The following is a 12,897-nucleotide window of genomic DNA, read 5'->3' as shown; positions in this document are numbered from 1 at the left end:
TCACCTTGAGTTCGCAAGAACGGAACGGAAAATATTTCCCTTTGACGACCTTCGCTGATCTTGGCCTGAGCCAAAAAGTTCTTTCTGCCGTTGCCGATGCCGGCTACAACATCCCCACGCCCATTCAGGCTGGCGCCATTCCGCCGGCCCTGCAACGGCGTGATATTTGCGGCATTGCGCAAACAGGCACCGGAAAGACCGCCTCTTTCGTTCTGCCCATGCTAACCCTTCTGGAAAAAGGGCGCGCCAGGGCACGAATGCCGCGCACGCTCATTCTGGAGCCGACGCGCGAACTGGCAGCACAGGTCGCCGAGAATTTCGAGAAATACGGCAAGAACCACAAACTCAACATCGCACTTCTCATCGGCGGCGTATCCTTCGATGAACAGGACCGCAAGCTTGAGCGTGGCGCCGACGTGCTGATCTGCACGCCAGGCCGCCTGCTCGATCACTGCGAACGCGGCAAGCTTCTGATGACGGGCGTGGAAATCCTCGTGATCGACGAGGCAGACCGGATGCTCGACATGGGCTTCATCCCCGACATTGAACGCATCGCCAAGCTTATTCCCTTCACGCGCCAGACGCTGTTTTTCTCCGCAACCATGCCGCCGGAAATCCAGAAGCTGGCCGATCGCTTCCTGCAAAACCCCGAGCGGATCGAGGTAGCGCCGCCCTCCTCTACCGCCAAGACGGTTACGCAGCGCCTCGTTGCCTCGCAAAACAAGGACTGGGACAAGCGCGCCGTGCTGCGCGATCTCATCCGCGCGCAGGACGAGTTGAAGAACGCCATCATCTTCTGTAATCGCAAGAAGGATGTGGCGGATCTGTTCCGTTCGCTCGACCGTCACGGCTTTTCGGTCGGTGCGCTGCATGGCGACATGGACCAGCGTTCGCGCACGACCATGCTGGCCAATTTCAAGGACAACAATATCAAGCTGCTGGTGGCTTCGGATGTGGCGGCGCGTGGTCTGGACATTCCCGATGTCAGCCATGTGTTCAACTTCGACCTACCCATCCACGCTGAAGATTATGTTCACCGCATCGGCCGCACCGGCCGCGCCGGACGCTCCGGCAGCGCGTTTTCCATCGTCACCCGCAAGGATACCAAGTTCCTCGACGCCATTGAAAAGCTGATCGGCGAAAAGATCGAGTGGCTGGCGGGTGATCTCTCCGCCCTGCCGGAACCGGCTGAGGGCGACAAGGAAGAGCGTCGCGGCAAGGGCAAGGGTAAATCCCGCGAAAGCGGACGGGAAAGGGATCGCGGCAGCCGCAAGGCCAGCCGTGAGGAGCCAAAACAGGTGGAATCCGCAAGCGAAACTGCTTCCGAACCCGCCACAGAAAAGGTGGAAAGCGTGAAACAGGACCGCAGGACCGAACGGCGCCAGCCTCAGAACAATCGCGACAATCGCTCCAGCCATGCGGCCAATGACGATAACCGCGAGCGCCGCCGCCATTACCGCGATCACGATGACGGCCCGACGCCGGTTGGCTTCGGTGACGACATTCCGGCTTTCATGCTGATCGTTGCCAACGCCAAGGCGTAACCATGTCCGACCAGACAGGACGTCCGGGAACCGACTTTCCCGGACTTGGCGTCGGTCTCGCTATCTTGCGAAATGAAAAGATTCTTCTCTACAAACGCAGGAAGGCCCCCGAAGCCGGTTTCTGGAACATCGTCGGCGGCAAGGTGGACCTGTTCGAAGGCGCGGAGCAGGCTGCACGGCGCGAGGCAGTGGAAGAAAGCGGGCTAATCATTGGCACGCTGGAATTTGTGACCGTGATGGAGCAAATCATCCCTGCGGACGGGCAGCACTGGATCTCGATGATTTACAAGACCTCAGAAACGGAGGGCGAGCCGCGATTGGCAGAGCCTGAAAAGCAATACAGCGCCGTGCGTTTATCAAACGCACAAAGGACGCTGTATCACTTTAAATCCGCTGCATAATTTCTTGAATCGATTCCGATTTAAGAAATTATGCAGCGGGAGTTTGGTTGGTTCGCGCTCGACGCCCTGCCGGAACCTTTATCCGTGTTCACCCGCGACAGTCTTGCCTTTCTTCGCTGAACGTCCGAGGAAGGCTCGCCTTCCCGCCTCGCAGGCGAGGTTCACCCATTTCGCCATTTCATCCGGATCGTCGAAAGCGCTGTCCGGCACAGACCAGTAGGGCATGGCAACGCGCTTGCCGCCGGGCCGCTCATATGTCCATTGCCTTGCACCATGGGCGGCAAATTCCGGTGCAGTTTCGGCATCTGCCTTCAGGAGAATCTCATCGAAGAGGTAAAGCGCAATAATGGCGCCATCGCTGTAAATGCCCTTGCCACCAAACATGCGGCGAATGGAGATTGGCCTGGCGGTTGCGAATATCTCTTCGATTTCCTGATTATTCATGAGCCCGCCTGCATTTCCTGATTTGCCATTTTTACCGGCATTTGCGAAGGATGGTGTATCGTTACCAGTTGGAGCGGAAAGTCAAATATCCGGATGCCCATGAAGTTTACAGCGCCGCTCTGCCTTTCCTTTTCTATTTTCTTCGCCGCCGCTCAGGCCGAGGCACTGACGATTGGCGTGGTTGCGCCAAAGGACGGACCTTACGGCCTGCTGGGCCAGCAGATCAGGGCGGGCGCCGAGGCTTCGGCACAACAAAAGGGCGTGTCGCTCACCTTTGTGGATGAGAGCTGTGAGGCCGGTAGCGGTGTATCCATCGCCGAAAAGCTTTCCGCCGCCAAGGTCGATGCCGCCATTGGCTTTTTGTGCAGCGAAACACTCGAAACCGCAGCGCCGCCGCTTGGCGCGCAAACCATTCCCATGTTGACCTTGTCGGTGCGCTGGGCGACGATCATGGAAGACGCCTTGAAGAAGGGCTGGCCGCTTTTTCGCATGGCGCCCTCCGGCAAGGCCGAAAGCGAAAAACTTGTCGATGTCATTTTGACGCGCTGGACCGGCTCTGCCTTCGCGTTGATCGACGATGGAACCATCCGTGGGCGAGAACTGGTGGATGCCATCCGCGCACCATTGGAAGAGCGCGGCATGAAGCCGGTTTTCACCGACACCTACCGTCCGGGGCAGGAAAACCAGATTGCGCTGGTGCGGCGCCTGCAAAAGACCGGCGCAACGCATGTTTTCATCGGCGGCGACCGCAGCGATGTGGCCATCATTGCCCGTGATGCGGCAGCGGAAAATATTCCGCTTTCCCTTTTGGGGGGCGATTCGCTGAAGGCGGTGGACAGGCCCGTGCCGCTTGCCGATGGCGTTGAGGCCGTAACGATACCCGATTATGCGAAGGACGAGGCCGCCTTGCCCGCAGCCCAGGCCGTTCGGCAGCTTGGCACCGAGCCCGATGGCTACGCCCTGCCTGCCTTTGCGGCAATAGAGTTTCTGGCGGCCGTGGGCGCGGATAGCAGGCCTTTGGCACAATCCATCACCAATGTGAGCATCGACACGGTCATCGGCAAGATCGGGTTCACGCCTGCGCATGAATTGAGCGAAAATCCCTACAGGCTTTTGCAATGGCGCAATGGCGCATTTCAGGCGGCCAGCCCGTGAAACGGCCGTGCGGCGTCGCAATTGGCGGTGATTGGCAAAAATCATTTGCCTCGCCGCACAATTCACCCAATTCAATGGTTTGAAAACACGCAGTGCAAAGCCGGGTCTGCCGTTGGTGACAGTTGTCGCTTCCTTCGCGGAATGCTATGGAGCCCGAAAATGCCGTGCCAGGAGTATCCGCGCCCATGAACCGTCCGCTGCTGATTGCCCCCTCTATCCTCGCCGCCAATTTCGCCAAGCTTGGACAGGAAGTGGTGGATGTGGTGGAAGCCGGTGCCGAATGGGTGCATCTGGATGTGATGGATGGACATTTCGTGCCGAATATCTCTTTCGGCCCGGCCATCATCAAGGCGCTGCGTCCGCTGACCAAGGCCGTTTTCGACTGCCACCTGATGATTGCCCCGGCCGACCCTTATCTGGCCGCCTTTGCCGATGCGGGCTGCGATTACATCACCGTTCACGCCGAGGCCGGCCCGCACCTGCACAGGTCGCTGCAAACCATTCGCGCACTGGGCAAGAAGGCGGGTGTTTCGCTTAATCCTGCCACGCCTGTTTCCGTGCTGGAAAACGTGATCGACGATGTGGACCTGATCCTTATCATGAGCGTCAATCCCGGTTTTGGCGGCCAAAGCTTCATTCCCTCTGCCGCCGCCAAGATCGCCCAGGCGCACGCCTTGATCGGCAACCGCGACATCGCGCTGGAGGTGGATGGCGGCATCACGGTGGATACCGCGCCGATCGTGACGAAGGCTGGCGCCAATGTGCTGGTGGCAGGCTCAGCGGTCTACAAGGGTGACGGCGTGGACGCCTATCGCAAGACGGTCAGCGCCATTCGCGCTGCCGCCGAAGGAGGTCGCGCGTGATCGCAGTCCGGCTTCGCCGTTTCATTCTGGCAGCCGCCGCCTGTGCGGCGGGCCTTCCCGCCTTTGCAGGCGATATTGCCGCCGTGCGCCCAATCGGCTTTGCCGCAGATGGCTCTGTCTTTGCGTTCGAGGAATTCGGAGTTCAGACCGGCACGAATATTCCCTATTCCACCATTTACGCCATCGATCTCAACAACAATACCTTCCTGCCCGACACGCCGGTTCGCCAGCGCGGCGATGACGACAAGGCGACCGTTTCCGCCATTCGCAAGCAGGCCGCCGATCAGGTCGCAAAAATCGTTCAGGAGCGCGGGCTTCTCGACCATCCGGGCGAACTCGTGGCATTCAATCCGGCAAGCGAGGTCAATAGCGATCCGCACAGCATTACCTATCGCCTGCGCGCCAGCCAGCCCGGCGCGGGTGAAGCCAATACGGTGACGCTGGAAGAGCTGGACGAAGGCGCACCGGCAGCGTGCAAGGAGCAGGTGCAGACCATCAAGGGTTTTCGCCTGCGCATGACGCAAATTTCCGGGCAGAAGCAGGATAAGGTTGTTTACGAGGATGGGCATGTCCCGGCCAGCCGCCGCTGCCCCATCGGCTACCGGCTGGGTGGCGTTGTTACCTACCAGATCCCCGGCGGCGCCATGGTGCAGATTGCCCTGGTGCTGGTCATGAATCCTGCCTCCGACGGATCCGACGGGCGCTGGCTCGCGGTTCCGATAAAGCCCTGATCAGGTGATGAAACGGCGCTTTGCTCGCGTCATCCCGCCCTGGCGCCTCTGGTTTGGCGGCAGCGGCGCATGGGCCATTGCCATGGCGCTTTCCAGCTTCGTGACACTGGCGCATCTCGGCCGGCTTGGCGATGGCGTTCTCCCTGGCATCGTCACGCTCTATGCGGTTGGCGGGCTTCTGGGCTGGTTGCTTGCAATGCCGCTGATACATCTGGCATCCTTGCTGCTGCCGAGGGATTCGCATTTTGCGGCGGCCCTGCTTTCGCTTCTGCTGATGACGGCGCTGGCTACGGCCACGCTCTTCGTTTTGCAATACCGTCTGTTTTACGCGCAATGGCACGGCCCCTTCGGCACGCGGCTCTGGCTTTATCAATTCACCTTCACCTCGGCCTCTGCCTTTTATCAGTTCGCCGTGCTTGGCAGCCGCTATTTTCTGCCATGCGGACCGTTCATGGCCATTATGGCCAGCTTGTTTCTCGCGCGGCGTTGAACCATTGCCCCATGTTTGCTAAGGGGGCCGAAGATGAAGCGCGATGCGGCTGACCAGCCGGTTATCATCACGCTTCAGCTCTATGTTTCGCTCATGCCGCGCTTGCAAAGCCAGCTCATGGCCTTGCGCGACATGCCTTGGATTTATGCAGGAAAGTTAGGCTCATGATCCCGCGCTACTCCCGGCCCGAAATGGTCGCCATATGGTCCCCCGAAACCAAATTCCGCATCTGGTTCGAGATCGAGGCCCATGCCTGCGACGCGCTGGCCGATCTCGGCGTCATCCCGAAGGAATCGGCCCGCACCATCTGGGAGAAGGGCGGCGCTGCGGAGTTTAACGTTGCCCGCATCGATGAGATCGAGGCCGTCACCAAGCACGACGTCATTGCCTTTCTCACGCATCTTGCCGAGTTCATCGGCCCCGATAGCCGCTTCGTCCATCAGGGCATGACGTCTTCGGACGTGCTGGACACGACCTTCAACATCCAGCTCGTGCGCGCCGCAGACCTGCTGCTCAATGACATGGACCGCGTGTTGAACGCGCTGAAGACGCGCGCCTTCGAACACAAGGACACGATCCGCATCGGCCGCAGCCATGGCATTCATGCCGAGCCTACCACCATGGGCCTGACCTTCGCCCGCTTCTATGCGGAAATGAAGCGCAACCGCGACCGCCTTCAGGCCGCTCGCGCCGAAGTGGCAACGGGTGCCATTTCGGGCGCCGTCGGCACCTTTGCCAACATCGATCCGCGCGTGGAAGAACATGTCTGCGCCAAGCTTGGCCTTGCGCCGGAAACCATTTCCACGCAGGTCATCCCGCGTGATCGTCACGCCATGTTCTTCGCGACCCTTGGCGTGATCGCATCCTCGATCGAAAACGTCGCCATCGAAATCCGCCATATGCAGCGCACGGAAGTTCTGGAAGCCGAGGAGTTCTTCTCCCCCGGCCAGAAGGGTTCCTCCGCCATGCCGCACAAGCGCAATCCGGTTCTGACGGAAAACCTGACGGGCCTTGCGCGTCTGGTGCGCATGGCCGTTACGCCCGCCATGGAAAATGTCGCCCTCTGGCATGAGCGCGACATCAGCCATTCCAGCGTGGAACGCGGCATCGGCCCGGACACGACCATCACGCTGGATTTTGCCCTGAACCGCCTGGCAGGCGTCATCGAAAAGCTGGTGATCTATCCGGACAACATGCTGGCCAACCTCAACAAGTTCCGCGGGCTGGTGCATTCGCAGCGCGTGCTTCTGGCGCTGACGCAGGCCGGAACCTCACGTGAAGACGCCTACCGTCTGGTCCAGCGCAACGCGATGAAAGTGTGGGAACAGGGCAAGGACTTCCTGGAGGAATTGCTGGCCGATGCGGAAGTGCGCAACGCGCTGAGCGAAGAGGCCATTCGCGAGAAGTTCGACCTTGGCTACCACACCAAACATGTCGATACCATTTTCAAACGCGTGTTTGGCTGATTGTTAGAAATTCACCCGGTGAAGCCTCTTCACCGGGTTTTTTGATTTCGCACGCTTTGCCGGGAAATGCCCGGCACCCTTCCCTTCAGACCGTGAAAATCTTTTCACGCAGCTCCTGCCACGAGGCCTTGTCGGGCGCGACCAGCAGACCGCCGGTGGTGTGATGCGGCAGATAGGCCGAGCCGTCGAAACGGGCCACATGGGCGCCTGCCTCCTGCATCAGCAGCGCACCAGCCAGATGGTCCCAGGGCATCAGCTTGTTATACATGCCGAAATGCAGATGTCCCTGCGCCAGCACGCGGTATTCATGCGCTGCACAGCGGTAGCTGGTGAAAAGCCGCACATCGGCCAGATTGTTCAGAATGCGGCGGCGGGTTTCCACATCGAAAAAGCCGGTATTGGCAATGCCGATCATTTGCGAAAGCTCAGGCGCGGGCAGCACATTCATCTGCTCCTGTTCGCCATTCGCCTTGCACATCCAGGCGCCGCTGCCCTTTTCCGCAATCGCCCAATCATTGCCGATCGGATCATAGATCAGGCCCGCCACGGTTTCTCCCTTGCGGACCACGGCGAGCATGACGCCAAAAAGCGTGAGGCCAGCGGCAAAATTGAAGGTTCCGTCGATCGGATCGACAATCACGGCAAGATCGGCATCCTGTAACCTGTCGAGGAGCGCCGGATCGGCGGCCACGGCCTCTTCACCGAGAAACAAGGCCTCGGGCATCACTTGTTCGATGCCAGCGCGGATCACCCGTTCGGCTGCCTCGTCGGCTTCCGTAACAAGGTCGATCGCCTCGGTTTTCACGCGCACGTCACCCTCGCCCAGATTGCGAAAACGCGGAAGGATTTCCTGCACCGCCGCCTCTTGCAGCAGATTGGCCAATGCGGCGATGTCGAGCGTTTCCATGGATGATCCTTTCAGGTCAAGGGGCAAGAATGATGTCGCGATAGATCATGGCCCAGCTTTCCCGATCCGGGGCGGACAGAATGCCGCCGGTGGTTTCGCCGGGAAGATAGGGGCTGCCATCGAATTTCGAGGTAACGCCGCCCGCCTCGGAGTGAAGCAGCACGCCCGCCAGATGATCCCACGGCATGAGCTTGTGATGGCCGATGAAATGCACCTTGCCGCTGGCAACCATCCAGTACTCATAGGCAGAACAATTATAGGCAAAGGCCATGCGGGTTTTGGCAAGATTGGCTGCGATACGCCGCCTTTCCGGATAGGCAATATCGTTGATGGAAATGGTGCCGACCATCTCGGCCAGAGCCACGGGCTCGGCCACCGAAATCGGCGAGGCCACGCCTGCGGCAGTCACACAGTGGGCGCCCGCACCCTTCATCGCCACGAGACTGTCACCCAGCACGCTGTCATGGATGATGGCGGCAATGGTTTCTCCCTTCGACACCACGGCCAGATTCGTACCGTAAAGCGGCATTCCCGCCTGGAAATTGAAGGTGCCGTCAACGGGATCGATCACGAAGGCCAGATCGGCATCCCGCAGGGCCGTAATCAGGGAAGGGTTTGTCTCGCAAGCCTCCTCGCCCACCACAAGCGCCGTGGGCCAGCGGGCCAGCAGCGCCTGCGTGATGTGTTTTTCGGCAAGAAGATCGGCATCCGTCACAAGATCGATGCTGGATTTCTTTTCCACCACATCGCCCGCCGACAGCCGGCGAAAGCGCGGCAAAATCTCGGTGGCGGCGGCCTGCTTGACGAACTGATGCACCAGTTCGACATCTTTATCCTGAAACACGAAAGCTTGTCCTCAAATCAATATGACGGGTCCGGCTTTGCACCCGCCATGTGAAGAGCGCGTGACAATAGAGCGCCCTGGCAGGAATTATGCAGCACCCCGGTCTTCTGTCACTCCGCTTAAGCCGAGGGCGGCAAAATCGAACAGGGTGCGATCCATGAGATGGGAAGGATTGACATGGCCGAGCGCCCGCAACATTGCGTCCTTCCGCCCCGGCATTTTCGCCTCTATGCCCGCCAGCATTTCCTTCATTGCATTGCGCTGCAAGCCATCCTGTGATCCGCAAAGATCGCAAGGGATGATGGGAAACTGCATGGCTGCGGCGAATTTCGCCAGATCGTCCTCGCCCGCATAGGCCAGCGGCCGCAGCACCATGAGGTCGCCTTCATCGTTCAACAGCTTGGGCGGCATGGCGGCAAGGCGGCCACCATGAAAGAAGTTCATGAAGAAAGTTTCCAGAATATCCTCGCGATGATGGCCCAGCACCAGCGCATCGCACCCTTCTTCACGGGCAATGCGGTAGAGATTGCCACGCCGAAGCCTCGAACAGAGCGAGCAATAGGTGGCCCCTTCCGGCACCTTTTCCTTCACGATGGAATAGGTATCGCGATATTCGATGCGATGTTTCACCCCGATGGAGGCGAGATAATCCGGCAGGATGTGTTTGGGAAAATTCGGCTGGCCCTGATCCAGATTGCAGGCCAGCAGCTCCACCGGCAGCAGGCCGCGCCATTTGAGATCCAGAAGCAGCGCCAGCAGGCCATAGCTGTCCTTGCCGCCCGAAAGGCCGATAAGCCAGCGCTTCTGCCCTTTCAGCATGGCAAAATCATCCATGGCCTGACGCACCTGTCGCAGCAGGCGCTTGCGCAGCTTGTTGAAGGAAACGCTACGGGGCGCATGGATAAAAAGCGCGTGCCCGGCAAAGTCTTCGGAGAGCGCGGTGTCGCTTTCGTCCTGCGGTGCCTGCAAGCCGGCAGTCATGATATTCATCCCGGATTTCGCCTTCCGAAAGAGCTTTCCACCCTGCCCCGATGCGGGTTTATGCGGGTGGCTTTTCTCTTACTGCCGCATCAGTTCGGCGAATTCAACCTCCCGCGTGCCAACCTGCCGCTCACGAGAGACCAGAATCTGGTCCACGATCCCCGGACGGCACATCATGATGGCGTCATCCGGCGCATTACGGCGCACGAGCTGCAAGGTGTCGCGGAACCGCTGCGGATTGCGCTTTGGGTAAAAGCCAACCAGTGGCCCCTTCACCTGATAGCCAGCCTCCCGCATTTCGTCGTTGAAACCGGCGGCCATGCGCTCCACCACGGCGATCTTGCCGCGCTGCGGCAGGCCAAGGGCAAGCCCCTGCTGCGGCTCGCCACGCAGCCACGGGCTTTTTCCGCGCGGACTGATCAGCAATTCACGACGCGCTTTCAACCAGTCACGCACGACGGGCAGAAAATGCACATGCTGATAGCCATCGATATAGTCCGGCACCCGGCCGACCCCGTCGATGAAAGCGTTCAACTGGGCATCAAGCTCCCTTTGCAGCTTGCCCTTATCGACGCTGCCAAGCAGCCATTGCGAAATGCGCCGCTTCAGCGAACACATGGGCTTCACGCCACTCAATGGCATGTAGCTGGTAAGGGTGAGATGCAGCCCGACTTCGCCGTTGCAGTCATTGATGACCGGCATCAGCAATTCAGCCTCTTCCCGCCAATCGGAAAACACCGTCATGCAGCCGGTGCCGCGCACCTTGCCTTGCTCCAGAAGCGCCCGAATGGCGGCATCCACACCCGGAGACAGTCCATAGCCATCCGCAATGATATGGAGCGGCTTTCGATTGGCTCTTATATCCATCATCTGCATCGAAATCTCGCTGTATCGCGGCTGCCGCTCCTGAAGCCCTGCCCTTTGCCCGCCTATCGCGAACCGGCAGCTAACAGCTTCCACCGCATTGCAGCAACTCAGGGAAATTACCCTTTATAACTGGTTAATGACAAGAGGTCGGCGGTTGCATAACAACCGCAAACGCGCCTGGGTTTTTACCCCACCCCCGTGAAAGCCGGTTCCGGGGCCTCTATGGACAATGCTCAATACCCGAACACCGACCATCCCGTGCGCGTGGCAAGCATTTCAAGCGCAGCGGAACCGAGTGCTGAATTGCCAACCTTGTTCAGCCCCGGCGACCACACGGCAATCGACGCCTTTCCGGGCGCGATGGCCAGAATGCCACCGCCCACGCCGCTCTTGCCAGGCAGGCCGACGTGATAGGCGAAATCACCCGAGCCGTCATAATGTCCGCATGTCAGCATCAGGGCATTAATGCGCCGCGCCCGCTTCGGCGAAACCACCGAAAACCCCGTGAGCGGATTGGTGCCGCGATTGGCCAGAAAAAGCCCGGCGCGGGAAAGCTGCACGCAACTCATGGAAAGCGCGCATTGATGAAAGTAAGTGCCGAGCACCAGATCGGCCGGATGTTCGAGATTGCCGAAAGAGCGCATGAAATTGGCAAGCGCAAAATTGCGATAGCCGGTTGCATGTTCGGAACGCGCCACTCTTTCATCAATCGTCACGCCGTCATCATCGGCCAGAAACCGCATGAAACGCAGGAACTCTCCAATCGCTTCGCGCGGCTTGTGTCCCGCCAGCACCATATCCGTCACCACGATGGCGCCGGCATTGATGAAGGGATTGCGCGGAATGCCATGCTCATGCTCAAGCTGGACAATGGAGTTGAACGCCGAACCGGATGGCTCCCGCCCTACCCGTTTCCAGATGCTTTCCCCGGCCTTGCCAAGCGCAAGCGTCAGCATGAAAACCTTGGAAATGCTCTGCACCGAAAATGCCGTTGCGGCATCGCCAGCCGTAAAGGTCTGGCCATCTACCGTGGTCACGGCAAGGCCAAATTGCCGGGGATCGACATTGGCCAGCTCGGGGATATAGTCAGCCACCTGCCCCTCGCCGAGGCGCGGCTGCATCATCAGCGCTATATCATCGACGACGGCTTGCAGATCCATCTGTCCCTCATGCGTACCGAAGGCCATTTTGCCACTTTCCCGCTGCACCGCAAACAGAAAAAGCCGCCCCGAAGGACGGCTTTCCCGAATGCACAAGCAAAATCAGCGCGAATAGAATTCGACGACCAGCTGCGGCTCCATGACGACCGGATAAGGAACGTCAGAGAGACCCGGAACGCGAACGAAGGTCGCAACCATCTTGTTGTGATCGGCTTCGATGTAGTCCGGAACGTCACGCTCAGCGAGCTGTACCGATTCGAGAACCGTTACGAGCTGCTTGGACTTCTGGCGAACCTCGATCACGTCGCCAGCCTTGCAACGGTAGGAACCGATATTGACGCGAACGCCATTGACGGTCACATGGCCGTGGTTGACGAACTGACGGGCAGCCCAGACGGTCGGCACGAACTTGGCGCGGTAGACAATGGCGTCCAGACGCGATTCGAGCAGGCCGATCAGGTTTTCGCCGGTGTCGCCCTTGCGGCGGTTGGCTTCTTCATAGGTGGCGCGGAACTGCTTCTCGCGGATGTCGCCGTAGTAGCCCTTCAGCTTCTGCTTGGCGCGCAGCTGCACGCCGAAGTCGGAGAGCTTGCCCTTGCGGCGCTGGCCGTGCTGACCAGGGCCGTATTCGCGGCGGTTTACCGGGGACTTCGGACGGCCCCAGATATTTTCGCCCATACGGCGATCGATCTTGTACTTGGAAGATGCGCGCTTGCTCATCGTATTTCCTTTGTGTTTTATGCCTCTTGCGGGGCTTGTTTTTCAGGAAACACGCCCTCCTTTGGATTGCCTTGCGGCGCTCCTGACAGGCAGCCCGGATTTCTTGCGAAAAGGTGCTGCCACGGGACATGTCATGACAACACCGGGCGTTTCCACCCGGCGTTGGGGCGGTCTCTAGTGCCACCAAACAAAAATGTCAATAAGGTGCCTTGAAATGTGAACATTGCCGCCACACCTAAGCCTCAACGTAGCGCCGGGCCCCTCTGACGTGACTGCCGGTTTCCCGTGATGTCGGCGCTATGATCCAAAACCCTTCCGGCAAGG

General features: G+C 59.5%; 15 protein-coding genes. 8 read left to right on the top strand and 7 right to left on the bottom strand.

Going from position 1 to position 12,897, the window contains the following annotated elements; translation table 11 throughout:
• Positions 1–41 precede the first annotated feature (41 nt).
• Both T424_RS0102690 and T424_RS20005 read left to right on the top strand, forming a co-directional pair.
• Entirely contained in the window at positions 42–1,544 is a 1,503-nt protein-coding gene (locus T424_RS0102690) for a DEAD/DEAH box helicase (protein WP_027486351.1), read from the top strand.
• 2 nt (positions 1,545–1,546) lie between these two features.
• A complete protein-coding gene (locus T424_RS20005) occupies positions 1,547–1,945 on the top strand; it encodes an NUDIX domain-containing protein (RefSeq protein ID WP_037066421.1) in 399 nt (132 codons plus the stop codon).
• A gap of 78 nt (positions 1,946–2,023) precedes the next feature.
• Here T424_RS20005 and T424_RS0102680 read toward each other — a convergent pair whose 3' ends face one another.
• Positions 2,024–2,389, bottom strand: coding sequence for a TfoX/Sxy family protein (locus tag T424_RS0102680; RefSeq protein WP_027486350.1), 366 nt, complete (start codon positions 2,387–2,389; stop codon positions 2,024–2,026).
• 99 nt (positions 2,390–2,488) lie between these two features.
• Here T424_RS0102680 and T424_RS0102670 point away from each other — a divergent pair, with 99 nt between their 5' ends.
• From T424_RS0102670 to purB, 6 genes are all read left to right on the top strand, one after another.
• Positions 2,489–3,544, top strand: a complete 1,056-nt coding sequence (locus T424_RS0102670) for a branched-chain amino acid ABC transporter substrate-binding protein (RefSeq protein WP_027486349.1) — start codon at positions 2,489–2,491, stop codon at positions 3,542–3,544.
• A 185-nt stretch (positions 3,545–3,729) separates the two neighbouring features.
• Positions 3,730–4,407, top strand: a complete 678-nt coding sequence (gene rpe, locus T424_RS0102665; RefSeq protein ID WP_027486348.1) for a ribulose-phosphate 3-epimerase — start codon at positions 3,730–3,732, stop codon at positions 4,405–4,407.
• Positions 4,404–5,138 (top strand): DUF2259 domain-containing protein, encoded by a 735-nt coding sequence (locus T424_RS0102660; protein ID WP_051558743.1) that lies wholly within the window; start codon positions 4,404–4,406, stop codon positions 5,136–5,138. The genes rpe and T424_RS0102660 overlap by 4 nt, the downstream gene beginning before the upstream one ends.
• Before the next feature lie 7 nt (positions 5,139–5,145).
• Positions 5,146–5,628: a hypothetical protein gene (locus T424_RS20000; RefSeq protein ID WP_051558742.1), complete on the top strand. Its 483-nt coding sequence runs from the start codon at positions 5,146–5,148 to the stop codon at positions 5,626–5,628.
• A gap of 33 nt (positions 5,629–5,661) precedes the next feature.
• Positions 5,662–5,796, top strand: coding sequence for a hypothetical protein (locus T424_RS23135; protein ID WP_269076419.1), 135 nt, complete (start codon positions 5,662–5,664; stop codon positions 5,794–5,796).
• Positions 5,793–7,094, top strand: a complete 1,302-nt coding sequence (gene purB / locus T424_RS0102645) for an adenylosuccinate lyase (RefSeq protein WP_027486346.1) — start codon at positions 5,793–5,795, stop codon at positions 7,092–7,094. The genes T424_RS23135 and purB overlap by 4 nt, the downstream gene beginning before the upstream one ends.
• 85 nt (positions 7,095–7,179) lie before the next feature.
• Here purB and T424_RS0102640 read toward each other — a convergent pair whose 3' ends face one another.
• From T424_RS0102640 to rpsD, 6 genes are all read right to left on the bottom strand, one after another.
• Complete coding sequence (locus T424_RS0102640) at positions 7,180–8,001, bottom strand: inositol monophosphatase family protein (protein ID WP_027486345.1); 822 nt, start codon at positions 7,999–8,001, stop codon at positions 7,180–7,182.
• A 16-nt stretch (positions 8,002–8,017) separates the two neighbouring features.
• Positions 8,018–8,845, bottom strand: coding sequence for an inositol monophosphatase family protein (locus T424_RS0102635; RefSeq protein WP_027486344.1), 828 nt, complete (start codon positions 8,843–8,845; stop codon positions 8,018–8,020).
• A gap of 87 nt (positions 8,846–8,932) precedes the next feature.
• The gene (gene ttcA / locus T424_RS0102630; RefSeq protein WP_407921372.1) at positions 8,933–9,826 is read right to left on the bottom strand and encodes a tRNA 2-thiocytidine(32) synthetase TtcA; all 894 of its coding nucleotides are present in this window, start codon (positions 9,824–9,826) and stop codon (positions 8,933–8,935) included.
• 78 nt (positions 9,827–9,904) lie between these two features.
• Positions 9,905–10,696 (bottom strand): ChbG/HpnK family deacetylase, encoded by a 792-nt coding sequence (locus T424_RS19995; RefSeq protein WP_161712507.1) that lies wholly within the window; start codon positions 10,694–10,696, stop codon positions 9,905–9,907.
• A 230-nt stretch (positions 10,697–10,926) separates the two neighbouring features.
• Positions 10,927–11,853 carry a glutaminase gene (locus tag T424_RS0102620; protein WP_027486342.1) on the bottom strand — a complete coding sequence of 309 codons (927 nt, stop codon included), beginning with the start codon at positions 11,851–11,853 and terminating at the stop codon, positions 10,927–10,929.
• 102 nt (positions 11,854–11,955) lie between these two features.
• Positions 11,956–12,573 (bottom strand): 30S ribosomal protein S4, encoded by a 618-nt coding sequence (rpsD, locus tag T424_RS0102615; protein WP_027486341.1) that lies wholly within the window; start codon positions 12,571–12,573, stop codon positions 11,956–11,958.
• Positions 12,574–12,897: the final 324 nt, after the last annotated feature.

Source organism: Allorhizobium undicola ORS 992 = ATCC 700741 (assembly GCF_000621665.1).
Classification (GTDB): Bacteria; Pseudomonadota; Alphaproteobacteria; order Rhizobiales; family Rhizobiaceae; genus Allorhizobium; species Allorhizobium undicola.
The sequence above is the reverse complement of the archived record's forward strand: the minus strand, read 5'-3'. Positions and strand labels throughout refer to the sequence as shown.

Bases quoted from the DNA above. Each gene is read 5' to 3' on its own strand.
- T424_RS20005 (WP_037066421.1), top strand. From the start codon at position 1,547: ATGTCCGACCAGACAGGACGTCCGGGAACCGACTTTCCCGGACTTGGC.
- T424_RS0102680 (WP_027486350.1), bottom strand. From the start codon at position 2,389: ATGAATAATCAGGAAATCGAAGAGATATTCGCAACCGCCAGGCCAATC.
- T424_RS0102670 (WP_027486349.1), top strand. From the start codon at position 2,489: ATGAAGTTTACAGCGCCGCTCTGCCTTTCCTTTTCTATTTTCTTCGCC.
- rpe (WP_027486348.1), top strand. From the start codon at position 3,730: ATGAACCGTCCGCTGCTGATTGCCCCCTCTATCCTCGCCGCCAATTTC.
- T424_RS20000 (WP_051558742.1), top strand. From the start codon at position 5,146: ATGAAACGGCGCTTTGCTCGCGTCATCCCGCCCTGGCGCCTCTGGTTT.
- T424_RS23135 (WP_269076419.1), top strand. From the start codon at position 5,662: ATGAAGCGCGATGCGGCTGACCAGCCGGTTATCATCACGCTTCAGCTC.
- purB (WP_027486346.1), top strand. From the start codon at position 5,793: ATGATCCCGCGCTACTCCCGGCCCGAAATGGTCGCCATATGGTCCCCC.
- T424_RS0102640 (WP_027486345.1), bottom strand. From the start codon at position 8,001: ATGGAAACGCTCGACATCGCCGCATTGGCCAATCTGCTGCAAGAGGCG.
- ttcA (WP_407921372.1), bottom strand. From the start codon at position 9,826: ATGACTGCCGGCTTGCAGGCACCGCAGGACGAAAGCGACACCGCGCTC.
- T424_RS19995 (WP_161712507.1), bottom strand. From the start codon at position 10,696: ATGATGGATATAAGAGCCAATCGAAAGCCGCTCCATATCATTGCGGAT.
- T424_RS0102620 (WP_027486342.1), bottom strand. From the start codon at position 11,853: ATGGATCTGCAAGCCGTCGTCGATGATATAGCGCTGATGATGCAGCCG.
- rpsD (WP_027486341.1), bottom strand. From the start codon at position 12,573: ATGAGCAAGCGCGCATCTTCCAAGTACAAGATCGATCGCCGTATGGGC.